Source organism: Brevibacillus sedimenti, from assembly GCF_020923495.1.
Lineage (GTDB): Bacteria > Bacillota > Bacilli > Brevibacillales > Brevibacillaceae > Brevibacillus > Brevibacillus aydinogluensis.
Genome location: NZ_CP064048.1, coordinates 3,659,102 through 3,682,558, shown reverse-complemented (window position 1 = coordinate 3,682,558; position 23,457 = coordinate 3,659,102). Strand labels below are relative to the sequence as shown.

Below are 23,457 nucleotides of genomic sequence, written 5' to 3'. Positions count from 1 at the left end.
GGAGGAACATCAGTTGGTACATACGCGTCTCGATGGCGTGCTGTTTAGCCGGATGGTTCATTTCGGGGCCAGGCTGCTGTCAAGCAACGCCAAAGTGGTGGATGGATTAAACGTCTTTCCGGTGCCGGACGGCGATACGGGGACTAACATGAATTTGACACTCATGTCAGGAGTGGAGGAACTGTCGCGCCGGGAATCGGTGTCGATCGGAGAGGCGGCCGCCGCTCTGGCGAGAGGGCTTTTGATGGGCGCTCGGGGGAACTCCGGGGTCATTCTGTCCCAGCTGTTCCGCGGTTTCAGCAAAGCGGTCAGCGGTAAGGACGTGATCAGCGCCCGACAATTCGCCGAGGCGTTGAAAGCCGGGGTTGATTCCGCCTATCAGGCAGTCATGAAGCCGGTGGAAGGGACCATTTTGACCGTTGCCCGTGAGGCAGCGGAGAAAGCCGTTTACACGGCGCGCGCCACAGACGACGTATTGGTGGTCATGGAAAAGACCTACGAACAGGCGCAGGCTGCACTGCTGCGCACACCGGACATGCTGCCGGTACTAAAGGAAGTAGGAGTTGTCGACTCGGGGGGACAAGGGCTGCTGTTTGTTTACGAGGGATTCCTTCGCGCCCTGCGCGGCGAGACGTCGGACGAGCGTGCGGCAGAGGCGAAGCAATCCGCAGCCAAGGTCGATCTGGACGAACTGGTGCACGAGCAGCACAGCGCGCAGGTGCACCTGAAAACAGAGGACATCACCTACGGCTATTGCACGGAGTTCATGATCCGGCTGGTCAACAGCACGGAACCAAACAAAAAGCCGTTTTCGGAAACGGTTTTTCGCCATCATCTGGACCAGATGGGCGATTCCTTGCTGGTCATCTCTGACGACGAACTGGTCAAGGTACATATACACGCCGAACACCCGGGCAGCGTGCTGGAGTACGCCCAGCAGTTTGGCAGCCTGCATCGGATCAAGATCGAAAACATGCGGGAACAGCACGCCAACATCCTCCGTGAAGAGGAGAAAAAGGGGAGTGAGGCGAAAGCCCAGCCAATGGAACCGCTTCCTTACGGTCTGATTGCCGTCGCCGCCGGAGACGGTATTGCCGAGATATACCGCAGCATGGGCGTTCATGTCGTGGTCGAAGGCGGTCAGACGATGAACCCCAGCACGGAAGACTTCGTCAAGGCAGTGGAAGGATTGGACGCCAAGCAGGTGATCATCCTGCCAAACAACAGCAATATCGTCATGGCCGCCCAGCAGGCTGCCGCGCTGGCGGATAAGCCGGTGACCGTGATTCCGAGCAAGAGCATTCCCCAAGGGATGGCCGCACTGGTGGCGTTCAACGCGGGAGCAGACCTGGAAACCAACACCCAGGCGATGACGGCCGCCATCGGCCAGGTCAAGACCGGGCTGGTCACGCGCGCCGTGCGCGACACCCGGATGGGCGATGTGGAGATCAAGGAAGGCGATTTTATCGGCATCGCCGAAAAGGAAATCGTCACCGCCGGCACCGATCTGCTGGAGAGCGCCAAGGCGCTTTTGAACTGTCTCGTTGACGAAGAGACGGGCATCGTCACCATTTTTCTGGGCGAAGGAGCTGAGGAGGAGCAGGCTGAAGCACTTCAGGAGGTGCTGGCTGAAGCACATCCGGACGTGGAAGTGGAAATCCTCGCCGGCGGCCAGCCGCTCTATCCGTTCATCTTTTCCGTGGAATAAGCGCAGCCGTGTGCTGTGAGAGGAGTTTTGCGCAACATGTCTATTGTGATTTTGACCGACAGTGCATCGGACATCGATCAATCGCTGCGCGAGTCTCTCGGGATCGTGTCCGTGCCGCTCAAGGTGATGTTTGGCGAGGAGACCTACACGGACGGGGTCACCATTACCGCTTCCGCTTTTTACGATAAGCTGAAACAGTCCGAGACGCTGCCGACCACATCGCAGCCGTCGCCGCTCGATTTCGCGGAGGCGTACAGGGCGATCATCGACCAGCACGGCAAAGACGTCCAGATTATCGCCATCATGCTGTCCGGCGCAATGTCCGGCACGTACCAGTCCGCGCTGATTGCCCGGTCGATGCTGGAGGAACAGGTGGACATCACGGTGATCGATTCCCGCAAGGCGTCGTTTGTCTACGGCATGATCTGCGTGGAAGCGGCTCGGGCGGCCCGGGAAGGGAAGACCAAGCAGCAGATCCTGGACATGATCGATCACTTTTTACATGAAGTCCGGGTCTACTTCATCGTTGACACGTTGGAGTACCTGCAAAAAGGCGGCCGGATCGGCAAGGCGTCGGCGCTGATCGGCTCGCTGTTAAACATCAAGCCAATCCTCACGCTGGACGAGGCGGGATACGTCGCTCCGTTCGACAAGGTGAGGGGAACGAAAAAGGCGCTGGCACGCGTCTTGGAGGCGCTGAAGGAGTACGCCGGCGACGATCCGGTCAAGATGGCCGTACTGCACAGTGCGATTCCCGACGATGCGGCGGACCTGTTGGCGCGGGTCAAGCAGGAGTTTAACGTGGCCGAAGCCTACCTGCAGCAAATCGGCCCGATCGTCGGCACGCACGCGGGACCGGGTCTGTTAGGCGTCATGATGATAAAAGCGTAAAGGTGACAGCCTCCCTGAACGATACAGGGAGGTTTTTCACTTTTCATTTATGTAGCGCTTTCAAAAGTGGTACGATACAATGAGAGTGTAGCTTGCATATGTGACCCCTTGCCATTCAGGAGGAGAACCGGGTGAAATACAAAAGCGTGTTTGACATCATCGGTCCGATCATGGTCGGGCCATCAAGTTCCCATACAGCCGGCGCGGCGCGCATCGGCCGAGTGGCCCGGAGGCTGTTCGGCCGGCAGCCGAAGCGGGCAGAGATCACCTTTTACGGCTCGTTTGCCAAGACGTACAAGGGACACGGCTCAGACGTGGCTACGGTAGCCGGCATTCTCGACTTCGAGACGTCCGACCTGCGTCTGAAGGACTCGCTTCGCATCGCCAAAGACATGGGCGTCGACGTACAGCTGAAGACGTCCGACGAGCTGACCGGCCATCCCAACACCTCCCGCATCCGGTTGGCCGACGACGATCAGGAAATCGAAGTAGTCGGCGTTTCCATCGGCGGCGGTAAAATCGAAGTCTCGGAGATTAATGGCTTTTCTTTTCAGCTTGGCTTTGACACCCCGACCTTGATGGTGCTCCATGAGGATCGTTTCGGCATGATTGCCGGTGTGGCCAGGGTGCTGACGCAGCACCGCATCAACGTGGGCCATATGGAAGTCTCCCGGCACGACCGCGGCTCGCGCGCCCTGATGGCGATCGAAACCGACGCGGTGGTATCGCCACAGGTGCTGGACGAGATCAGGCAGATTCCCCACATCTTAGACGTTTCCCTGCTTTCGCTTGGCTGAAGCAGGATGAAGAGGAGTGAACCCAACAACATGTTTCGCAACGTGGCCGAACTAGTGGAATTGGCGGAAACCCAAGGGAAAAAGATCTCCCAGGTGATGATCGAGGCGGAAATGGAAGTCTCCCAGCGCAGCCGGGAAGAGATCATGCACGACATGTACACCAATCTGGACGTGATGGAAAAGGCAGTGCGGCGCGGCTTGACAGAAGATATCCGCTCCCACAGCGGGTTGACCGGCGGCGACGCCAAGAAGCTGCAGGAATACATGAAAACCAAGCCGTTTCTTTCCGGCCCGACGCTTTTGAATGCGGTGTCGATGTCGGTGGCCGTAAACGAAGTAAACGCGGCGATGGGCACGATCGTGGCGACGCCGACCGCTGGGGCGTGCGGGATTGTGCCGGGAACGCTGTTTGCCGTCTCTGACCGACTGAAGCCGAGCCGCGAAGAAATGGTCAATTTCCTGTTTACGGCAGGCGCGATCGGCTACTGCATCGCCAACAACGCTTTCATCTCCGGTGCCGCCGGCGGCTGCCAGGCAGAGGTAGGATCGGCAACGGCGATGGCGGCGGCAGCAATCGTGGAAATGGCGGGCGGCACACCGGAGCAGTCGGCTCAGGCTGTCGCGATCGCGCTCAAAAACATGCTCGGTCTGGTGTGTGACCCCGTGGCCGGACTGGTGGAGGTTCCCTGTGTCAAGCGCAATGCGATGGGAGCAGCCATCGCGACTGTGGCGGCGGACATGGCATTGGCCGGGATCAAGAGCGTCGTACCCACGGATGAGGTGATCGAAGCGATGTACCGCATCGGCTGTTCCATGCCGACTGCGCTGAAGGAGACGGCGCAGGGCGGTCTGGCTGCCACTCAAACGGGCCGGCAAATCGAAGCCAAGATTTTCGGTGTGCGGTTGGATGCAAAATGACGGATGTGTATCAAACGCCCGTCTCGCTTCTGCACGGGGTAGGCGAGGAACGGGCAAAAGCACTGGCCGGATTGGGCATACACAGCGTGGGTGACCTGCTGGAGTATTTCCCTTCCCGCTATGAAGATTACCGCGTGCGCGACGTGACAGAAGCAAAGGACGGGGAGAGGGTGACGCTGCAGGGGACGGTGTACGGCGAACCCTCTGTTCGTTTTTACGGCAAGCGAAAGTCTCGCATCGCTGTCAAACTGGTCATCGACAAAGTGGTGGTGACTGCGGTCTGGTTCAACCAAACGTTTGTCAAAAAACGACTGTCTCCCGGAAAGGAGATTCTTGTTACCGGCAAATGGGACAGGCACAAGCTGCAGATCACGGTGAGCGAAATGACAGAGGCGGATTCCGACCGGGCGCAAAAGCGGGGCGAGCTGGCACCGATCTACCCGCTTGGCGGCGACGTCACGCATTCGCTCCTGCGCAGGGCGATCCAGCAGGCGCTGAAGCAGTACGGGACCGAGATTCCCGAGATTCTGCCCGCCGACATCGTCGCCCGCTACCGTCTCATGCCGCGCGCAGAGGCGTTTCACGCGATCCACTTTCCGAGGAGTGCGGAGGACGGACGGCAAGCGCGTCGTCGGATCATGTTTGAAGAACTTTTTTTATTTCAGTTGAAAATGCAGGCGCTGCGGCGCATCACCCGACAGCAGACGGAGGGCAGGGCGCTGGACGTGCCGATTGACGACGTGCGCCAGTTTGTCGCCTCACTGCCGTTTTCGCTGACCGATGCACAGAAGCGGGTCGTCCGGGAGATTCTTGCTGACATGCGCTCCCCCTACGCGATGAATCGGCTGTTGCAGGGAGATGTCGGCTCGGGGAAAACGGTGGTGGCCGCCATCGCCTTGTTTGCCGCTGTCAAGGCGGGGTATCAGGGAGCGCTGATGGTGCCGACGGAGATTCTCGCCGAGCAGCATCTGCAGTCGCTCACGAGCCTGCTTTCTCCGCACGGCATCCAGGTGGCGCTATTGTCCGGTTCGCTTGGGACCAGGCGGCGGCGTGATGTGATTTCCGCCTTGCAGATGGGCTTGATCGACGTAATCGTGGGCACGCACGCGTTGATTCAGGAAGACGTCTTTTTCCGCAACCTGGGGCTGGTCATCACCGACGAGCAGCACCGCTTCGGCGTGGAGCAGCGGCGTATCCTGCGCAGCAAGGGCTTGTCCCCGGATGTGCTCTTCATGACCGCCACGCCCATCCCGCGGACCCTGGCGATCACGGCCTTTGGCGATATGGACGTCTCCACGATCGACCAGATGCCGGCCGGCCGCAAGCCGATCGAAACCACCTGGCGCAAGCACGAGCAGTTTCACCTCGTGCTGGAACAGATGCGCGGCGAGCTGCGCAAGGGACGGCAGGCGTACGTGATCTGCCCGCTGATCGAAGAATCGGAAAAGCTGGACGTGCAAAACGCGATTGACGTTCACGCCCAACTCACGCAGTATTTTCCCGAATACCGCATCGGCCTGATGCACGGCCGCCTGCCGGCAAAGGAAAAAGACGCCGTGATGCAGGCGTTTCTCGCCGGTGAGTACGCTGTGCTTGTCTCCACGACAGTGGTGGAGGTAGGGGTAAACGTACCCAACGCCACCTTTATGGTCGTCTACGACGCGGAGCGCTTTGGCCTCGCTCAACTGCACCAGCTTCGCGGACGTGTCGGCCGCGGCTCTGAGCAGTCCTACTGCGTCCTGATCGCCGATCCCAAGTCGGAGATCGGCAAAGAGCGGATGCGCGTCATGTGCGAAACCACGGACGGCTTTGAGCTGTCCCGGCGCGACTTGGAACTGCGCGGCCCCGGCGACTTTTTCGGTACCAAACAGAGCGGCTTGCCGGAATTCAAGGTGGCCGATCTGTTGAGCGACTACAAGGCGCTGGAAGTGGCCCGTCAGGAAACGGCTCGCCTGGTGGAGGACGAGCAGTTCTGGCAGGACGACCGGTACGCGTGGCTGCGCGGCTACTTGAAGCGCGAGGGCGTGCTGGATGGAATCGTGTTCGATTAAATCAGAGCCTTGCAGCAGCAACCCACCTGCAAACGGACAGGTGGGTTGTGCAATTGGCCCGTGGCTGTCCAGTTTCTGCGGCGTTCACTGGGGAAGTGCGCCGCTCGCATCAGCCTGCCCTCGGCAGGCTTTTCTCTCTTTTGATCGGCAGATTTACGGACCCGTGGAAGCCGCCTCTGCCTCTTGGCGCATGACGGTGACTGTGTAGCTGACGGCCTGGCCGCCCGGTGGGGTGACTGCAATTACGAACGTCGTGTCGGCGGTGTCCAGTGGAATTTCCACGGACGGTTGTTCGTCGGAAAGCGGCACGTCATTTACGATAACCGTCGTCTCTGGAGAAATGGCAGCCGTCAAATTGATAGCGCTTACATCATGTTCAACGCTTAGTGTGTAGTGGGTGATGTCGGGAGAGAAACCGGGACGTAACTTACCCTCATTGAACGTCAGCCCGAGGAGTCCGGCATGCACAGGCTGCTCGTCGCCGGGGCTGTCATCCTGAGGTGCGCCGTCGTCAGGGCTGTCATCCTGGGGTGCCCCGTTATCGGGAATGTCATCCTGAGGTGCGCCGTCATCGGGAATGTCATCCTGAGGAGCCCCGTCGTCAGGGCTGTCATCCTGAGGTGCCCCGTTGTCGGGGATGTCACCCTGACTCGGCGTGTCAGCTCCAGGCTCTTGCGGCGGTTCCGCCGGTGTCTCCTCCGGCGGGTCGTATGCAGACAGCGGTTCCTGCACGTCGTACGCTTTTGCCCAGTAGTATCCGGGTGCGATGATCCGCCGCACGAAAAAGTCTACCAGCCAATCAGCCGGGACCGCTTCGGAGGTGGCCGATCCGATGCCGTTCTCATCCGTCACGATGTCCACAAACCTTCCGGCTCCGTATGCGAACCGGCCGTGGACATTAGCGGACGGGATCGGCTCGTTGGTCTCCATGTCGACAACTCGCAGACTGACCTTGGCGCTGGTGCCGGTATGGGTGATCTCCAAGCCGCGCACGATCATCGGCGCGAGCGGCGTGTCACCGGTGACGGCCGACGTTTCGTCCGAGACGGGGCCGCGATTGCCCCTCACGTCGACAGCGGCCACCCTGTAGTAATAGGTGGTGTTGGGCAGGAGCCCTGTATCGGAGAAGAGAAGGCCTCGTGTACTGCCTGCCAGGTTGGACTCGTCAGGTTCAAAACCGCTCTCGGTGCTGCGGTATACGTAGTATTCCTCCACTTCCGTATTGTCAAAGGCGCGGCCAAAGGTGATGTCGATCCGTTGATGGTCTACCGCGATGGCGGTCGGTTCGACGCTTACGGCAGAAGGAGGGGTGTCGTCGTCCGGCGGCTCCCACGTAATCCGGTCCGGCCCCCAGTCGGAGGGAAGCTGGCGCAGCGAATCGTAGTGGTGCATGGCGATGCCGGCAAAAGCCGGATCGCTCCCGACAGCCTCGTACACTTTGTCCAGTTCCCTTTCCATATACGTGCGGCCTTCTTCACGGAAAGTGATCGTCTCGGGATCGCCGCCGTCGGCAATGTCCAGTGTCTCTACACCGATCACGACGGACCCGGGCTTGCCGATGGCATTGGCGTAGGACAGTTCTCCCAGCGCTGACTGAATGATGCCGGCCGATCCTTCGGCTGTGTCCCGGTAGTCCATGATGGCAATGTAGTCGCTGATGTCCTGGACGTGCTCGGACAGCCATGTCGTCGTTCCCCTCCAGGGGATGTCCCGCGCTTGGTCGGCCGTATCAAACCATCTGGGGATTACGGTGCCAAACGGCAGGTTGATCCCGGCAGCGTCTCTTCGCTGAATCATTTTGGCGAGACCATCCAGGTACTGGATTTGGACGGAAGGCTGGTCGGTTTTGAAATCGGGCAGAAGGTATGGCTCAATGTCCACGTTGACACCGTCAAATCGTTCGTCGGGAGCAGAGGAGAGGTTGTAGTTGATCACGCCTTCCATCGCGCGGACGGCGAACTCGTGGTAGCGGCTGTAAGCGCCCAGGTAGGGCGGGATCGTTCCGCCTGCGATGGTCGCGTGCACCTTGTATCCTTTGGAGTGGGCCCAGGAGATGAACGCCCGCACCTTGTCCGGATCTTCCTGCATCACATGCTTTCCGTGCAGTTGGTCGATGCCGAGGTAAAACGTCGTGACGGGGTCCGAGTCGAAGGTGGCCGTGTCCTGTGCCAGGGCGTCCAGCACCTCCTTGGAGCCGTCGTTGTAAAACAGGTTGTACGACGCCTTTTCCCAGATCCACATGGCCCTATCCTGCGGTTCTAACGTAACGGGTTCGGGTTGGGCGCAGCCAAGGCGGACGTATGTGGTCAGGCTGGTGCCGACATTTCCCCGGCTGTCACGCGCCCGTGCTTCGATCCAGCTGGTGTTGGAAGCCCCGGCCGGCGGATTCCAAAGGTACTTGTAACGGCCTTTTGAGCCGTCTGCCTTGGCCTTCAGCCATTTTCCTCCGTTGATTCTCACTTCCACGGATGAGATCGGGTTTTTTGCCTTCACGGAGATTTGGATCATCACTGGCCCGTTCACATGTGTGCCATCTGCAGGGCTGTTGATGGTGACGACCGGTTTGTTGGCCTCGGGGTTATTCACGTACAATGTGACAAATGGCGACCAGACCCCGTAGCGGGTCCTCGCGTCCCAGCCTCTCACGGCGATCTCGATCGGGCCGTCGTACGGGCTGGTGTCGAGGTCGTAGTACCACGTGCCGGAACCGTCTCCGTCAGGATCGTTCATGTAAACGTCTTCCAGTGTCTCGGCATTGATCACGAGCTTTAGCTCGTACGATCGTGATAGGTAAGGGTGCGTCCTCGCCTGCGCGGGTAGCGCATCGTGTGGAACCCCTTTTCCCCCACGTCACACCGTGCGTGCGGCTTTCACCGCACACGGCGTTCCGCCATGTTCTCCCCAGCGGAGTGCATGGCTATGCCCCTTCGCTCCACAGGCATTACCCTGCTTCCTCGCTACTACGGGCTGCTGTCCTTCGGATTCAACGGCCATTTCCTGCCGTTTCGAAGCATCGCGGTTTGCCCCGCTTGGCATCTTCGTCCGAAGTTCCGACGTTCCCTGTACCCTAGCCTTGCATCTGCTGCCGTAGCCCTCCTCTCTGACCCGTCAGCCGTTCGCCCGCCCGCAGTCGGAGGACGGGGGAACTCCATTCCCTTACCGGAGTGGAACAGAAGGAACGAGGACGAAATTCCTTCCGCGACTGCCCCGCGGTAATGCGGGGAGGAGGGGACCGCGATATCCCCGCCGGACGGGTCGTTCTTCCGAGGATTCGTGCCAACGCCGAAGCGTTCTCCTGGGCATAGCAGCTTTATGGCCCCCCGGCATCTTTTACCTAAGCAAAGACGCCGCACTTCACCGAGCTTCATACGCGTCCGCGGCAAATCGGCCGCGCATGTCGGAGGATTAGGCAGGAATGCCGACTTTCATTCCGGGCGGGCACTTCCCCCGCCGAATCGGGTACAGAGTTAGACTCCCTAAATCGGGGAGCCCCCTGGTTTTGCCACCTATTTCTAAGTGGATTGTTCAGGAACGTCGCGCACCGTCCACGTATGTGCCAGACACCCGGATCGTTCCTCCCATGATTTGTTCTTTGTTCTCGTGTGAGTCGATCGTGATTGAGGCTTCGGCATGAGCGGGAGGAGGAGCGCTAAAAACGGGAAACAAGGCCAACAGCGAAACGAGAAAAAAACGGGCGAAAGGAGGCAAGCCTGCGGTCAACCTGATGTGTCGCATCGTCATGTCAACTCCTTTCTGGATGTACTGCGCGACCAAGGACGGGCCAAAGCCTTGATCGTTTACAACATTGTAATGTTTCCAAACGATTTTCAGTACGGCTTTTCACGTCTCTTTTGCGAGTGAAATTCCCGTTTGTCTCGTTTGTCCGGCAAGGAGCGAAGGGCGGATGATGGTCTACAGGTCACGGCCGCTTAGAATGCGTGGTCAGGAAGGGGAAAAGACGGACGGCTGCTTCCCGGCGTCAGTCCCTGTACTCGGATGAAAGCATCGACAGGATGAGCAGCGACTCGTACCGTTCGCCGGTTTTCAGGCATTCCCGCAGTTTGCCTTCGATGACAAATCCTTCGGACAGGTACAGGTTCAGGGCCCGTTGATTTGCCTCCTTCACGTCCAGCCAAAGGCGGTGAGCCTGCTGTTCCTCAAACGCCCAGCGCTTGACCTGCCGCAGGACCTGGCGGCCGTATCCTTTCCCTTTCGCGGAGATCGTAATGCGCATCAGCTCGATGCTGCCGTGCGGGTTGGTCAGCCCGGCGATGATAACGTAGCCGACCGCTCTGCCGGTCTCCGTTTCCTCCACGATCAGGTGGCGGATGTCTGGATGGGCGAGGGCCTGTCGATGCCGTTCCTCCGTCCATGGGAGGAGAAACGGGCGATTTTCCGCCGCGTGTTCGGTCTCGTACACAAACGGTATGTCGGCCGGACGGGTTGGCCGAAGCTGAATGCTCATGGGCGATGCTCCTTTCTGATCGGGCGGGTTTCCACCGGCTTGCCGCAGCGTGGGGGCATTCGAGATCGGACCCGCATGCCGGATCATGTCCGCCTGGGGCGAAGGGTTCCGTCCCGCGCCGCCCGCCGCCTGCTCCTGGCGCCCCTTTTACAGCCGAGTGGACCGAAGCTGTCCTCTTGGCTTCCTGCTTATCGGGATTCTCTGCCCGTCGCCGTCCTCCCTGCCGTTCGGCAGTTAGTGGGAGAAAAAATTACCAGCGCCTTTTTTGCATGCAGGGAGTATAAAAGCGAACATGTGTTTGCTATACTAAGAGCAGAGTGTAGGAACAAATGTTCTTGTTGGGGGATGAACATCATGACCAAGGACCGGATCATCTTCCTGGCTGACATGCAGAGCTTTTACGCCAGTATTGAAAAGGCGGCCCAGCCACAGCTGCGGGACAAACCGATCGTCGTGGCCGGCGATCCCGAACGGCGCAGCGGTGTGGTTTTGGCCGCCTGTCCCATTGCCAAGTCATACGGCGTCACCACGGCAGAGGCGCTGTGGCAGGCACAGCAAAAGTGCCGGCATCTGGTGGTCGTTCGCCCGCGGATGGAGACGTACCTGCGCGTCTCCGTGCAGATTACCCGCATCTTTGAGTCGTTTACCGATCTGGTGGAGCCGTATTCCATCGACGAGCAGTTTCTGGACGTGACAGGAAGCGTCCGGCTGTTCGGTGACCCCTGGCGGATCGCCGAGGAAATCCGCCGCCGCGTCCGGCTGGAGACCGGGATTAACGCCCGGATCGGCATCGGGGAGAACAAGGTGCTGGCCAAGATGGCCTGTGACAACTTCGCCAAAAAACGGGAAGAGGGGATCTTTTGGCTGAAGCGGGAAGAGCTGGCCGACACGCTTTGGAAGCTGCCGATCGAAAAGCTGTTCGGGGTGGGCTCGCGGATGAAGCGTCACTTTCACCGCATGGGCATCTACCAGATCGGGCAGCTCGCCCGCATGTCTCCGGCAGTGCTCGCCCGCCGCTGGGGCGTAAACGGCGAGGTGCTCTGGCGCACGGCTCACGGTCTGGACAATTCGCCGGTGTCGCCTCAGACCCACGAGACGCAAAAGGGCATCGGCCATCACATGACGCTGCCGCGCGACTATCACACCGCAGCCGAGATCAAGGTGGTGCTCCTGGAGTTGTGCGAGGAGGTATGCCGCCGGGCGCGGAGCAAGCGGCTGATGGGATCGGTCGTCTCGGTCGGATGCCGCGGGGCCGATTTTGATGCCCCTGCCGGCTTTGGGCGGCAGTTGAAGCTGCCGGAGCCAACCCATGACGCGATGACGCTGTACGAAGCGGCCTGCCGCCTGTTCGACCGGCACTGGACGCAGACGCCGGTGCGCAGCGTCGGTGTCAGCCTGGATCAATTGGTGCCTGACAATGTGGTGCAGCTCAACCTGTTTACCGACACACACAGGCAGCGTTCGCTCGCCCGGGCCATGGACGACATCCGCGCCCGCTACGGACAGGATGCCATTTTGCGGGCGGTTTCCCTGCTGGGAGCGGGGCAGGCGCGGGAGCGTGCCCGCAAGATCGGGGGACACTACAAGTGATGGAGCGGGACGGGCAGGCGGCAAAGGGAGAGCAGGAGCTGTTGCGCCTGTACATCCTGTTCGGGCTGCTGTTTCGCGCGGTCATGGCGGATTGGGAGCGGATGCGGCAGGTTCCCTTGAAGCTGTCGTACCACTGGCTTTTCGAGGAACTGTCCCGCTGGGCGGAGCGGCAGCATCACAGACTGCGCCGCCATTTGCGGCAGCGGGGATGCGTCCTGCTGAGCGCCCGCCGGGAGCAAGGCGTCTACGTGGTGCAGTACCGGCTGCGCGGGTACGTGCGGGAAGCGGTCTACTTCATTGAGGTGCTGCGCGCCGAATGCCAGGAATTGGTCCGGCTGTGGATCATGCAGCAGCACGTCCTCCGCCAGGACCCGGGCGCGATGGGGCCGGAGCGTCATGCGCGGCAGATCGGCCGCGAAGAAGAAGGAGAGAAGGCAACATGAAGGAAAAACGCGTGTCGAAGAAGGACAATTTGTTTGCGGCCAGCCGCTTTGTGCTGCCCGAGCATCGGGAGATGTACCTGCGGATCAAGGCCGAAGAGCGGCGCTACATCCCCCCGGAATTGGACGAAGAACAGCTGGCGGCCGTCAGCGAGCAGATCTGGAAAGCGTTCCAGACGGGGGACGTCGTGAGCCTGAGCTACTACGACGGCGAAGCGGCCCGCCGCCTGAGCGGCCGGGTGGTTCACATCGATCCGGCCAGCCGGCAGTTGAAGCTGAAGAGCGGGGAGAAGACGCTGCGGATTCCGTTTGCCCGCCTACTGGACGCCGAACTGACAGCAATCTCCTGAGCAGAAGGGACAGGGTCGGCAAGCAGACGGGCCGTTTTGGCGCGAGTTGGCACGGACATCCAGAAAAAGGCAAGCGGCAAAAAACAGCGTGGCACGGTGAAATGCCGTGCGCGGTGGTGACGTGCTGTTCCTGCGACAGCAGGCGGGGAAAATCAGCATTTTTTCGCTGTTTTTTGCGCGAAATGCTTTTTGCCAGAACGGGATGTTTCAGAGTATCGTAAGGATATCTTTCCGATCAAGACCTGAGGTACGTTAAAGGAGATTGTACATGTTGGCAAAAGAAATGGGTGTCATTTTTACCAGGCACGCGGAGCAGATGACCGCCAAACGCTGGACGGAGTTCATTCAGCAGCTGGAAAACAAGGGACTGTACGTGGTCATCGAAACGGACACGAACGGGCGGGTCATGAGCCCGTTTGGCGGATTGATGCCGATGCCGTGCAAGGACGAGACGCTCCATATCCTGACGGAAGAAGAACTGCAGCAGCGGGGCCTGCCGCGCGGCCATCACATTATCACCAAACCCAAGGCCAAGCACGTCACCACCTAGCGGACAGATCGCACGCCGCTGCACAGAGACGAATACGCACACGCAAACCTTTCTCATCCCGGGAGCGGGACGACGAAAGGTTTTTTGTTTGCGCCGCGGTGGGAGGGACCGACAAACGCCCAGATGCATACGGTGGTAAGAGAAAAAAAGCGCCCGCCGGGCACGTGCGGAGCAAACAAGCTCGCCCTGGCAGAGGCAGCGGGAAGCAAAAGGAGGAGTCTCATGGAGCCCAGCAATGCGCTTCGCAAAATGCAGGAAGTGCAGTTTGCGCTCGTCGAGCTGCAATTGTATCTGGACGTGAACCCCGGAGACCAGCGCGCCGTTCATCAATACAACTGCTTGTCCAAAGAGCTGATCGCCTTGAAAGCGGAGTATGAAACGAAGTGCGGCCCGCTGATGCAGTACGGTTTTTCGTCTTCCCCCAGCCGCTGGGTGTGGAACGCCACGCCGTGGCCGTGGGAAATCGAGTATTGAGGTGAACAGCGATGTGGATTTATGAAAAGAAGCTGGAAATCCCCGTCCGCGTCAGCAGGCCGGACCTGCAAATGGCCAAATTTCTGATCACCCAGTACGGCGGACCGGACGGAGAACTGTCTGCGGCGCTCCGCTACCTGAACCAGCGCTACACGATGCCGAACGAGCGGGCCAAAGCGCTGCTGACGGACATCGGCACGGAAGAACTGGGGCACATGGAAGTGATCGCCACGCTGATCCACAAGCTGGTCAAAGATGCCACGCCGGAGCAGATGAGGGCAGCCGGGTTGGGATCGATGTACGCCGAACACGAAAAGGCGCTGTTCTATACGGATGCCAACGGTAATCCCTGGACGGCGGCGTACATCCAGGCCAAGGGCGACCCGATCGCCGATCTGGCGGAGGACATCGCCGCCGAGGAAAAGGCCCGCGCTACCTACCAGTGGCTGATTAACTTGACGGACGACCCGGATGTGATCCAGGTCTTAAAATACCTGCGCGAGCGGGAAGTGGTCCACTCCCAACGCTTTCGCGAAGTGCTGTGCATCGTGGAAGAAGAGTACAAGACGAAAAAGTATTTTTGACGAAGGAGGGATGCGCGCATGAAGAAGGAACAAGTCCGCCAAGCCGCCGCCAAAGGCAGGCCGCATCCGCTCACCCGGGCAGGCCACTTTCCTCCGCGGGTCGGCTTTTTCCCGCAGGTGACGGGCAGCTATCCGCCCGTAAATTTGCCTCCGGTCAAACCGTATCCGCCCGATCCGTACATGGACCAGTTTTCGCTGCCGGAAGCGCTGGCAGCGGGCACGCTGTTTCGGTGGCTGTATGATTCGTATGAGAATCCGTACCGGATGTAGGATAGCGTTTGGGCATAATGAAGAGCCATCCACGTTTAGGAAGCGGATGGCTTTTTGCATTTGCGGGGACGATTGAAGGACTGTGATACGCGCGTAAGCGGCTACTTGACCAAGAGATGTGAATTGTTTTTCAGGTTCTCGATCAAGCGCTGCAGCTCTTCAATCATTCTGTTGTGATAATCATTGTCGGATTCGTTGTTCCATTTCTTGTGTTCGGCTTTCAGCTTGTTGATGATGTTCAGTCTCACGAGTTCTTCCTCATACCCATCGCGTAAAAAATCAAAGAAAAATTCATCAACGGATAATCCCAGTTCGTCCATCATTCCTTCGATCAGCGGCGATCGGTCTTGCAGGTAGCTGTTTTTGATGTCCTCAATGTGCTGGATGATCTCTTTTTCAGAAGGATACAAGTGGTGTTCCAGCGCATATTTCCTGAGCAAATGTTTCTCGATTACCTTATCCATCGCCTGCTCAGGTGTTAGGGTAACGCCAAAAGCCTGGGAATAGGCGGTATATCTGGCGATTTTATCGTTTAATTCCTCCTGGGTGATGGTCATGTCCGTATTCTTCTGAAGAAAAGCATTAAAGGGGAGGGAGGCTCTGTCCATCTTTACTGTTTCGGTGTATATCTGCGCATATTTTTGCCCTCTCTCAAATTCATCGGGATCCTTTTTTGCCCATGTATGAGAAAGGGTGCCTGCACTTAAGACAAGAACCGTTAACGATGCTACTACAATACGTGTGTACTTCATCATATACACCTCTCTTGTTATTTAATACTCAATGTCAGGTTGTTCGATGTTCCGTAGTATACCCCATCTGCAACTGCACCGGGGGAAGATATTGCTTTTGGTTTGTCAGTAGTACTACTGGAGAATTGTTTTGTATTTCCTCCACCGTATACTGTTTCGCCCGGATTGCTAATGTAATCTCTCAATCTGTCCTTCCATTTCCATTCAAGATCATTGACGGTACCAAATCTTCCATAACTGTCCCGATATTCGTTACTAATTACAAGGTTTACAGGATAAGGATGTCTACCGGTATTACCGATTGCAACTGCATGATGGTGTGTTAAATCAACATCACCGCTATTTTTATCAATATAGTATTCTTCGATCATATGAACTCTGTAAGCAATGTTTCCCCATCCATAATCAGGATGAAACCAATTAGATTTAAAGTCTCCCCATTGGTCTGTTTGTTTTGCTAAAGCCACAGAACTAAGCTGTAGCGAAAAGAAAACTGCAGACAAACACCGCGATATTAACTTTCCTTATCATGATATAAACTCCTTTCACCAATATCTTAAGTGTGGATCGCAGAATTATTATAAATTTCTTTATTATCCAAAGTAGTTACAAATTGGTAAAATTGATTGATATGGAAAAAGGGTGTTAGTTTGTCATTGAAAAAGACGAGTCATTATAGTGGATGCGGTAATGTAGATTTTGGATGGAGGAAAAAATTTTTTGCTTTTAAATGTTTTAAACATACTTCTCATGTTGTTGAGCCTATGTGTGTAGGGAAGCTGTCATGAAAAAGGACCTTGAAATTAAGTGATGCCAACTGCTATATAAGCCGCATCTGAAATGCGTTTCTTTAATGAGTGTCCTGTAGTACGCGTGTCCGTGTCCATGACCGCGGCCATCATGCTGCTTGTGATAGCCGCCGTGCTTGTAATCGCTCCTGCTGTACCGCCGGTATGTACGGGAAGCGGGACGGCTGCCGAGCAGGCTGTTTATCAGTTTTTTGAACAACATGACATGACCTTCAGACTGAGTTATATACTTTTACGAATGAAGAGGTCCATAGTTTCGGGATAAGGATGACATCATTTGAGTACAGGCAAGCTGACCAATCGACTTGCCGAAGCAGTAGCGAGCGAGCCGACGGAAAAACCGCCGGCTCTTTTTTGCGTGTGGGCGGACCCCAGGCGTTTGCCCGCGTCTCGACATTGACCGTGTCATGCCTGTTCTGACAGTCCGGGGCCGGGTAGACAAGAGCCAAATTTGCGCGGCAAGCGGTATGCGTCCAAGTGTCCGTCTGCCGTCAGCATACTATTTAGCAAGCGTTTTGCAGCAGCATGCTGTTTGTCAGCCATGACGGGCAGAGGCTTCAGCCATGAAGTGATTGTGCATGTATAGAAAGGGGGTACCGCGACCATGAACATACTGGTGACAGGCGCCGCCGGCTTCGTCGGTTCCCATCTGTGCGAACGGCTGCTGCAGATGGAGGGAACGGAAGTGGTGGGCCTCGATGTGTTTGTCAATCCGTCGCTCGCTCCTGTCAAACAGAGAAATATCGCCGCGCTCGTCAAAAATCCGCGCTTTCGGTTTATCCAGGAAGACCTGCTCCAGGCTGATCTCCCCGCTCTGCTGCAAGGAGTAGACGTGGTGTATCATCTGGCTGGCATGCCTGGTGTTCGCTCCAGTTGGGGCAGCGATTTTCAGTTGTATGTTACGCACAATATTCTGGCTACCCAGCGGCTGTTGGAGGCGGCCCGCGTCAGTAAGCTGGATCGGTTCATCTATGTTTCCACCTCGTCCGTCTACGGTGAAAAGACCGGACGGGTCCCGGAAGACGCTCCGCCTGTACCGCTTTCCCCATACGGTGTCAGCAAGCTGGCCGGCGAGCATTTATGCCATGTCTATCGGCTCTGCTACGGGGTGCCGATTGTGATATTGCGGTATTTTACCGTGTATGGCCCGCGCCAGCGTTCTGACATGGCGTTCCATTTGTTTATCCACAGCCTGATGAAACACGAGCCGATTACGGTGTTTGGAGACGGTCGGCAGACCCGCGATTTTACGTACGTTGCCGACTGTGTGGAGGCCACAGCTGCAGCGCTGACGGCAAACGGAGTGATCGGCGAGACGATCAACATCGGCGGTTTGGAACGTGCCTCCGTGCTGGACGTCATCGCCATGCTGGAGCGGTTGACAGGAGAGAAAGCGATACTCCGTTTCACGGGAAATCTCCACGGGGAGCCGAGACACACGTGGGCAGACATCTCGAAAGCGGAGCGACTGCTGGGGTACCGGCCTGTTGTTCCCTTGGAAGAGGGACTGGCCCGGCAAATCGCCGCCATCCGTTCCACGCTCTCTGATTGATTGCAGCAATCAGCCCTGGCCGAATCAGTGGATTGTCCCCCCATCGGACAGGAAGAAAAATTCCGCTTTGCAAAGTGGATATCTGCTCAAACCGACCAGCAGACAGGTTCATATAGTGATACAAGTCAAAGGGGAATCCGATGACTATAAGCAAAAATGACACTTGATGGTGGGAGGTCAAAGGCAGATGTCACAAGAAACCTGGTTGGAGCATCTGAGCGAAACGCTGCGGGACGAAAACGGGATCGAGGAATTGGAGGTTGAAATCGAATACGCGGACGGCAACAAAAAGAAACTGATCTACTCGTCCGGCCAAGACCCGATCCTGGAAGAAGAACTGAACGAGGAAGACGACGAAGAAACGGATAGCGTCGTCGCGCAAGCAGATGCAGATGAAGAGGACGACGAAGACGAGGCAGAATCCGAAGAAGGCGATGACGACGAGGAAGAAGACGAAGAAGAAGACGAAGAAGAAGACGCGGAAGTAGACGCAGACGAGTCCGATGAAGACGAAGATGAAGATGAAGATGAAGACGAGACGGAAGATGAAGACGAAACAGAAGACGAAGACGAGACGGAAGAAGAAGACGAGGAAGAAGACGCGGAAGTAGACGCAGATGAGTCCGATGAAGACGAGGAAGAAGACGAAGAAGAAGACGAGGAAGAAGACGAGGACGACTAAAAACAGCATCAACATGCAACGCGTCGAGACGATGCGCCGGGCAGGCGCATCGATTTTTCTTGTTCCGGTGCGGATGAGGGGGCCGTTGGCACGATTTCTCAAGTGCGGATAGATATTTGTCCGTTACGTGATCCTTTCGCTGCGAATACCTTATAAAAGGTTTACGAAAGATTTACACCGATTTACAAAACGTACATCGGAGGGAGACAATGGACCAATACGTTATCAAGCCGTGGGATAACCCAGAGGCAACAGGAAACAAACCTGTTAATTGGGATTTGCAAGTGCCACCGGAGATCGACGCGCTGGCGGAACAAGTGATGACTCACTACGACATGTCTGTCAGCGAGCGCACGTTGATCACATCGAAACCTGACAAGGGTGGTGCGATTTGGCGAATCCAGACCAACAAGGGACCGCGCAGCCTGAAGCTGCTGCACCGTGCTCCGGCGAGGAGCTTGTTTAGTGTCGGGGCGCAAGCGTACATTCGCCAACAGGGGGGCAGAGTTCCCGAGCTCATCCCGGCAAAGGACGGCAAACTGTTTGTTGAAAGTGGCGGAAAACTCTGGATCGTCACCGAATGGGTGGAACCCCTCACGCCGGCGACCAAAATCGACCTCGCTGGAGCCCAGCAATTGTGCTACGGATTGGGTGAGTTTCATCGCTACTCCAAGGGGTACGTCCCTCCGCAAGGGGCGAAGAACGCGTCGCGGCTGCACAAATGGCCCAACTACTACAGGAAGGTGGCCAAAAAGATCGGGTGGCTGCGCGAAGTTGCCAAAGTGTACAACGACATTCCTGCCAGCCAAGCGATACTCTCCGTAGTCGACGAGTTTGAGCGGCAGGCCTGGGATGCGCTGCAAAAGCTGAACGAGTCTCCCTACCGACACATGGTGGCGATGGGCGAACCGTATTGGGGACTGGTTCACCAGGATTACGGATGGTCAAACGGACAGATGGGGCCAGGCGGTCTGTGGGTGATCGACCTGGATGGGGTCGCGTACGATCTCCCTTTTCGCGACCTGCGCAAGTTGATTACGAGCACGATGGATGACATGGGCGTCTGGGATATTACCTGGATGCGCGGAATGATCGAGGCGTACCACGAGGCAAATCCGCTCAGTGCGGAAAGCTTCGACGTCCTGCTGATTGACATGGCCCTCCCCAACGAGTTTTACAAGCATCTCAAAGAAATATTTTACGATCCGGTGACGTTTTTGAGCACGGGAGGAGTGGAAGCTATCCAGCAGCGGATTGTCGCCGCGGACCAGTCCAAGTGGCAGGCGCTGGCGGAACTGGCCAAGGACAGAGCCAAATACAAGGCAGAGAATTACGAACAGTTGGCGGCGCTGCGCCAACCGAGCCGGCCGGCCAGGGAAAGTGTTCCGGATGCAGACAAATGGGTTCTGCAGCAGCCGGCACAAGCAGAGATGCAGCCAGAATCGGCTATGGAAGGCAAACGGGATATGGCTGCTGTGCCTGAACCGCTCGCACAAGGAAAACAGCGTGCGGCAGAAGAGCCTGCAGTTGCTACGAAGCAAGGAAAACAACGTGCGGCAGAAGAGCCTGCAGTTGCTACGAAGCAAGGAAAACAACGTGCGGCAGAAGAGCCTGCAGTTGCTACGAAGCAAGGAAAACAACGTGCGGCAGAAGAGCCTGCAGTTGCTATGAAGCAAGGAAAACGGCGTGCGGCAGAAGAGCCTGCAGTCGCGACAAAGGTAAAGGAACCAGTCGGTGCTGCGCCATCCGAAGCGGAAGCGAAGGAGCCCGCCGTCTCATTGGTGCCTGTCGTGCGGGATAAAGTGCGGATAAAACTCAAAGCCGCAGACGCCAAACGCGTCTACCGCAAGCGTGTTCGCGTTGTGAAACGAGATGAGAGCCGCCCGCAGAAAAAACGTAAGCCTGTGAAAGCGGTGAGGAGCGTGAGCCGGCGCAAACCGGAGAAGGCTCGGACGACGAAGCGCAAATCGATCCAGACGCCTCGGACGACGATCACGCGCAAACTGACACAGTCTGCTTCGCAGGCAGCGAAGCGCAGAGCGAAGCAAAAAAGCAAAACCGGCGTCGTCAAGCTGAAAAAGTTGGCGCGCCGAGCGGCTTCCACGGTGAAGGTCAAACGAAAACAGCAGAAGTCATCCGCATCGGCAAAAAGAACGGTCAAAGTCAAAAAGAAAGCGGTCAAAAACTGAAAACGCCTCTTCGGCCAAACATCGACCACTTGAATTAAGGCGGCCGCAGCTGCCGTCCAAAAGCCGTACGGCTGCAGGCAAGACAGACGGGCCGCCAGCTTGAACCAAGCGGCGAGATGGGAAAGGAGAATTCGGATGAAGGGGTTACTGATCTGTACGGAAAAATTGCCCGTACCGCCAATCCGGGGCGGTGCCATTCAAACCTATATTGCCGGTATCGTCAATATACTTGGCAAGCACCACAACGTAACGGTATTGGGGACGTCCGATCCCTCGCTTCCGCAAGAAGAAACAAGGGAGAATGTTCGGTACGTGCGTGTCAACGGACAGGGCGTCTTTGAGCTGTACGCGAAAGAAGTGGTCCAGTATCTGCGCAACAATTCGTACGACATCATTCACGTATTCAACCGACCGCGCCTGGTTCCGCTGATTCGGGAAGTGTGTCCCCGCGCGCGGATCATTTTAAGCATGCATAACGATATGTTTGATCCAGCCAAAATTGAACCTGACGTCGCTATCAAGGCGATCGAAGAAACGGAGCGGATCATCACCATCAGCAATTACGTCGGCAAGGTGATCTGCGAGTTGTATCCGCAGGCGGCGTCCAAGGTGCGCACCATCTATTCGGGTGTAAATCTGGACGTGTTCGTGCCGTGGGAACGGTCGCAGACGGCCAAGCAAATTCGCAACCAGCTCCGCTCGGAGTACAAACTGAACGGAAAGCAGGTCATCTTGTTCGTCGGACGGCTCACTCCGAAGAAAGGGGCCGACGTCCTGGTCAGGGCGATGAACGAACTGTCGCGCCGCCATTCCGACATTGCGCTCGTCCTGGTCGGGGGTTCCTGGTACAGCGTGGACAAAGTGAGCGATTACGTGGCTTACGTCCGTGCTCTGGCTGCGCGTTCTCCCGTTCCGGTCATCACGACGGGATACGTGCCGGCCGAACAGATTCACCACTGGTTTTGGGCCGGCGATATTTTCGTCTGTCCCTCGCAGTGGGAGGAGCCGCTCGCCCGCGTCCACTATGAAGCGATGGCCGCTGGACTGCCGTTTGTCACGACGCAGCGAGGCGGTAATCCAGAGGTGATCATCAACGGCAACGGCCTGTTGGTCGAACAGCCGGAAAATCCGCAGGCATTTGCCGAAAAGCTGCACACGCTGCTCTCCAACCGCGATTTGCAGCGGAGAATGGGCAACGCCGGCCGGCGTTTGGCCGAGGAACGATTCACGTGGAGCCGGGTGGCAAAGGAAGTGCTGCAGATCTGGAACGGATAGCACCCGTTCATTCGTTCGCCTTGTAAGATGACAGGCCAAAAAGCGCGTCCGTTTGGGAAGCAGACAGGGAGGATATGACCGGTACGTGCCGGAATACGCCTCCCTGTTTCTTTTTTTCAGCGGAGCGTGATCCGTTGCGAAACAGGCTTGTCCACCTGTGGAAAGCAGACACGCCATGGGAGACGATCGGGAAAAACGAAGACCGGCCCAGGCGCGGAACGTGCACGCGACGGCGAAACGATCCAGGGATTTGCCCGAGCCGGCAGGCAGACTCGTCTGCTCCCCACAGACGTTCAGGAGGTCGGGATGACGGCCACGATCCGATTCATGGGAATAATCACACTGCCAGGGACAGCTTCTTCGCTGGGCGCAGGCTTCAATTCGATGATGCCGTCTTCCACGCGAACCAGGTTCCCGAACCGGTAACGGCGACTTTGCGCTCCCCAATCGACGGACAGGATGACTTCAACGGCTTTTTGGTTTTTCATGCAGCGTTCCAGTTCCTTTCGCAGGCTGTTCATGCTGATCGCATCCGCCGTCTCCGGAGAGTCGACATCTACTTTGACGACAGGAGCCGGGATGATGGCGGGCGGGGGTGCGTCCACACGAACCTCGGGTGCCGTGACGTTCACCTGTGGGGTCGGAGTGGTGACATTCACCCGCGGCGGTCGGACATATACGCGCAGCGTCTTGTCATTTTTCTTTATGCGCCGCGTTGTTCTAACGGTGAGAGAACGGGAGCGGGATGCGGAACGGGCTATCCTCTTTTTTGCTGCTTTGGCCGCTTTCATTACTGACACCTCCATCTGTGCATGGTGTAGTATATGCACGGCGGGAATGCAGGAATTGGACAAATATCCAGCAGGTGAAAAAATGAGCCAGTCCTGGCGGAACTCGACACATTTTTCCAAACATAGAGGAATTTTTTAAAAACGTAGGAAAATCGTGTATAATGGTCGGGGAATCGCTAATACATAGGTGGAGGTCTCGTGCATGAATTACTCGCAGTTTAAACCGATGGGAGTGGGAAGCCTGCTGGATCGGAGCTTTTCTCTCTATCGGCATCACTTTGTTCAATTTTTTCTATTGACGTTGCTGCTACTTGGACCA

At 57.2% G+C, this 23,457-nt stretch carries 21 protein-coding genes; 16 read left to right on the top strand and 5 right to left on the bottom strand.

Going from position 1 to position 23,457, the window contains the following annotated elements; genetic code table 11:
• The first annotated feature begins 13 nt into the window (after positions 1 to 13).
• The 5 genes from IRT44_RS18015 to recG all read left to right on the top strand — a co-directional run bounded on the left by IRT44_RS18015 (position 14) and on the right by recG (position 6,365).
• Complete coding sequence (locus IRT44_RS18015; RefSeq protein WP_230077135.1) at positions 14 to 1,708, top strand: DAK2 domain-containing protein; 1,695 nt, start codon at positions 14 to 16, stop codon at positions 1,706 to 1,708.
• A gap of 36 nt (positions 1,709 to 1,744) precedes the next feature.
• Entirely contained in the window at positions 1,745 to 2,599 is an 855-nt protein-coding gene (locus IRT44_RS18010; RefSeq protein WP_171564275.1) for a DegV family protein, read from the top strand.
• Positions 2,600 to 2,730: 131 nt separating this feature from the next.
• Entirely contained in the window at positions 2,731 to 3,396 is a 666-nt protein-coding gene (sdaAB, locus tag IRT44_RS18005; RefSeq protein WP_171564274.1) for an L-serine ammonia-lyase, iron-sulfur-dependent subunit beta, read from the top strand.
• Positions 3,397 to 3,426: 30 nt separating this feature from the next.
• A complete protein-coding gene (gene sdaAA, locus IRT44_RS18000) occupies positions 3,427 to 4,314 on the top strand; it encodes an L-serine ammonia-lyase, iron-sulfur-dependent, subunit alpha (protein ID WP_212131887.1) in 888 nt (295 codons plus the stop codon).
• On the top strand, positions 4,311 to 6,365 hold the full coding sequence (gene recG / locus IRT44_RS17995) for an ATP-dependent DNA helicase RecG (RefSeq protein ID WP_171564272.1): 2,055 nt from the start codon (positions 4,311 to 4,313) through the stop codon (positions 6,363 to 6,365). Before sdaAA ends, recG begins: the two co-directional genes overlap by 4 nt.
• Before the next feature lie 153 nt (positions 6,366 to 6,518).
• Here the strand turns inward: recG and IRT44_RS17990 are convergent, their stop codons facing one another.
• Positions 6,519 to 9,095: a cadherin-like beta sandwich domain-containing protein gene (locus IRT44_RS17990; RefSeq protein WP_230077134.1), complete on the bottom strand. Its 2,577-nt coding sequence runs from the start codon at positions 9,093 to 9,095 to the stop codon at positions 6,519 to 6,521.
• A gap of 1,249 nt (positions 9,096 to 10,344) precedes the next feature.
• The gene (locus IRT44_RS17985; protein ID WP_230077133.1) at positions 10,345 to 10,830 is read right to left on the bottom strand and encodes a GNAT family N-acetyltransferase; all 486 of its coding nucleotides are present in this window, start codon (positions 10,828 to 10,830) and stop codon (positions 10,345 to 10,347) included.
• Between the two features lie 354 nt (positions 10,831 to 11,184).
• Between IRT44_RS17985 and IRT44_RS17980 the strand changes: the two genes are divergently transcribed.
• The 7 genes from IRT44_RS17980 (at position 11,185) to IRT44_RS17950 (ending at position 15,088) form a co-directional block, all read left to right on the top strand.
• Positions 11,185 to 12,420: a DNA polymerase IV gene (locus IRT44_RS17980; RefSeq protein WP_212131933.1), complete on the top strand. Its 1,236-nt coding sequence runs from the start codon at positions 11,185 to 11,187 to the stop codon at positions 12,418 to 12,420.
• Complete coding sequence (locus IRT44_RS17975; protein ID WP_230077901.1) at positions 12,420 to 12,863, top strand: YhjD family protein; 444 nt, start codon at positions 12,420 to 12,422, stop codon at positions 12,861 to 12,863. Before IRT44_RS17980 ends, IRT44_RS17975 begins: the two co-directional genes overlap by 1 nt.
• The gene (locus IRT44_RS17970; protein ID WP_171564267.1) at positions 12,860 to 13,210 is read left to right on the top strand and encodes a YolD-like family protein; all 351 of its coding nucleotides are present in this window, start codon (positions 12,860 to 12,862) and stop codon (positions 13,208 to 13,210) included. Before IRT44_RS17975 ends, IRT44_RS17970 begins: the two co-directional genes overlap by 4 nt.
• A gap of 268 nt (positions 13,211 to 13,478) precedes the next feature.
• Positions 13,479 to 13,760 (top strand): hypothetical protein, encoded by a 282-nt coding sequence (locus tag IRT44_RS17965; RefSeq protein WP_171564266.1) that lies wholly within the window; start codon positions 13,479 to 13,481, stop codon positions 13,758 to 13,760.
• Between the two features lie 222 nt (positions 13,761 to 13,982).
• Positions 13,983 to 14,234, top strand: coding sequence for a spore coat protein CotJB (locus IRT44_RS17960; RefSeq protein WP_171564265.1), 252 nt, complete (start codon positions 13,983 to 13,985; stop codon positions 14,232 to 14,234).
• Positions 14,235 to 14,245: 11 nt separating this feature from the next.
• Entirely contained in the window at positions 14,246 to 14,818 is a 573-nt protein-coding gene (locus tag IRT44_RS17955) for a manganese catalase family protein (RefSeq protein ID WP_171564264.1), read from the top strand.
• Positions 14,819 to 14,836: 18 nt separating this feature from the next.
• Positions 14,837 to 15,088, top strand: coding sequence for a hypothetical protein (locus tag IRT44_RS17950; protein ID WP_230077132.1), 252 nt, complete (start codon positions 14,837 to 14,839; stop codon positions 15,086 to 15,088).
• A gap of 101 nt (positions 15,089 to 15,189) precedes the next feature.
• Here the strand turns inward: IRT44_RS17950 and IRT44_RS17945 are convergent, their stop codons facing one another.
• Positions 15,190 to 15,843, bottom strand: a complete 654-nt coding sequence (locus IRT44_RS17945; protein ID WP_230077131.1) for a hypothetical protein — start codon at positions 15,841 to 15,843, stop codon at positions 15,190 to 15,192.
• Positions 15,844 to 15,857: 14 nt separating this feature from the next.
• A complete protein-coding gene (locus tag IRT44_RS17940; protein WP_230077130.1) occupies positions 15,858 to 16,307 on the bottom strand; it encodes a hypothetical protein in 450 nt (149 codons plus the stop codon).
• Positions 16,308 to 17,253: 946 nt separating this feature from the next.
• Here IRT44_RS17940 and IRT44_RS17935 point away from each other — a divergent pair.
• The 4 genes from IRT44_RS17935 (at position 17,254) to IRT44_RS17920 (ending at position 22,347) form a co-directional block, all read left to right on the top strand.
• Positions 17,254 to 18,201, top strand: coding sequence for an NAD-dependent epimerase/dehydratase family protein (locus IRT44_RS17935; protein WP_171564261.1), 948 nt, complete (start codon positions 17,254 to 17,256; stop codon positions 18,199 to 18,201).
• Between the two features lie 187 nt (positions 18,202 to 18,388).
• On the top strand, positions 18,389 to 18,883 hold the full coding sequence (locus IRT44_RS17930; protein WP_230077129.1) for a hypothetical protein: 495 nt from the start codon (positions 18,389 to 18,391) through the stop codon (positions 18,881 to 18,883).
• 209 nt (positions 18,884 to 19,092) lie between these two features.
• The gene (locus IRT44_RS17925) at positions 19,093 to 21,072 is read left to right on the top strand and encodes a CotS family spore coat protein (protein ID WP_230077128.1); all 1,980 of its coding nucleotides are present in this window, start codon (positions 19,093 to 19,095) and stop codon (positions 21,070 to 21,072) included.
• A 135-nt stretch (positions 21,073 to 21,207) separates the two neighbouring features.
• Positions 21,208 to 22,347 carry a glycosyltransferase family 4 protein gene (locus IRT44_RS17920; protein ID WP_230077127.1) on the top strand — a complete coding sequence of 380 codons (1,140 nt, stop codon included), beginning with the start codon at positions 21,208 to 21,210 and terminating at the stop codon, positions 22,345 to 22,347.
• 293 nt (positions 22,348 to 22,640) lie between these two features.
• Here IRT44_RS17920 and IRT44_RS17915 read toward each other — a convergent pair whose 3' ends face one another.
• Positions 22,641 to 23,138 carry a hypothetical protein gene (locus tag IRT44_RS17915; protein WP_171564257.1) on the bottom strand — a complete coding sequence of 166 codons (498 nt, stop codon included), beginning with the start codon at positions 23,136 to 23,138 and terminating at the stop codon, positions 22,641 to 22,643.
• Between the last annotated feature and the right edge of the window lie 319 nt (positions 23,139 to 23,457).

Excerpts from the sequence above, each read along its gene's own strand:
- IRT44_RS17915 (WP_171564257.1), bottom strand. The coding sequence starts at position 23,138 with ATGAAAGCGGCCAAAGCAGCAAAAAAGAGGATAGCCCGTTCCGCATCC.
- IRT44_RS17980 (WP_212131933.1), top strand. The coding sequence starts at position 11,185 with ATGACCAAGGACCGGATCATCTTCCTGGCTGACATGCAGAGCTTTTAC.
- IRT44_RS17960 (WP_171564265.1), top strand. The coding sequence starts at position 13,983 with ATGGAGCCCAGCAATGCGCTTCGCAAAATGCAGGAAGTGCAGTTTGCG.
- IRT44_RS17920 (WP_230077127.1), top strand. The coding sequence starts at position 21,208 with ATGAAGGGGTTACTGATCTGTACGGAAAAATTGCCCGTACCGCCAATC.
- recG (WP_171564272.1), top strand. The coding sequence starts at position 4,311 with ATGACGGATGTGTATCAAACGCCCGTCTCGCTTCTGCACGGGGTAGGC.
- IRT44_RS17970 (WP_171564267.1), top strand. The coding sequence starts at position 12,860 with ATGAAGGAAAAACGCGTGTCGAAGAAGGACAATTTGTTTGCGGCCAGC.
- IRT44_RS17985 (WP_230077133.1), bottom strand. The coding sequence starts at position 10,830 with ATGAGCATTCAGCTTCGGCCAACCCGTCCGGCCGACATACCGTTTGTG.
- IRT44_RS17975 (WP_230077901.1), top strand. The coding sequence starts at position 12,420 with ATGGAGCGGGACGGGCAGGCGGCAAAGGGAGAGCAGGAGCTGTTGCGC.
- IRT44_RS17990 (WP_230077134.1), bottom strand. The coding sequence starts at position 9,095 with ATGAACGATCCTGACGGAGACGGTTCCGGCACGTGGTACTACGACCTC.
- IRT44_RS17930 (WP_230077129.1), top strand. The coding sequence starts at position 18,389 with ATGTCACAAGAAACCTGGTTGGAGCATCTGAGCGAAACGCTGCGGGAC.
- IRT44_RS18010 (WP_171564275.1), top strand. The coding sequence starts at position 1,745 with ATGTCTATTGTGATTTTGACCGACAGTGCATCGGACATCGATCAATCG.
- IRT44_RS17945 (WP_230077131.1), bottom strand. The coding sequence starts at position 15,843 with ATGATGAAGTACACACGTATTGTAGTAGCATCGTTAACGGTTCTTGTC.
- sdaAA (WP_212131887.1), top strand. The coding sequence starts at position 3,427 with ATGTTTCGCAACGTGGCCGAACTAGTGGAATTGGCGGAAACCCAAGGG.
- IRT44_RS17965 (WP_171564266.1), top strand. The coding sequence starts at position 13,479 with ATGTTGGCAAAAGAAATGGGTGTCATTTTTACCAGGCACGCGGAGCAG.
- IRT44_RS17950 (WP_230077132.1), top strand. The coding sequence starts at position 14,837 with ATGAAGAAGGAACAAGTCCGCCAAGCCGCCGCCAAAGGCAGGCCGCAT.
- IRT44_RS17935 (WP_171564261.1), top strand. The coding sequence starts at position 17,254 with ATGAACATACTGGTGACAGGCGCCGCCGGCTTCGTCGGTTCCCATCTG.
- IRT44_RS17925 (WP_230077128.1), top strand. The coding sequence starts at position 19,093 with ATGGACCAATACGTTATCAAGCCGTGGGATAACCCAGAGGCAACAGGA.
- IRT44_RS17955 (WP_171564264.1), top strand. The coding sequence starts at position 14,246 with ATGTGGATTTATGAAAAGAAGCTGGAAATCCCCGTCCGCGTCAGCAGG.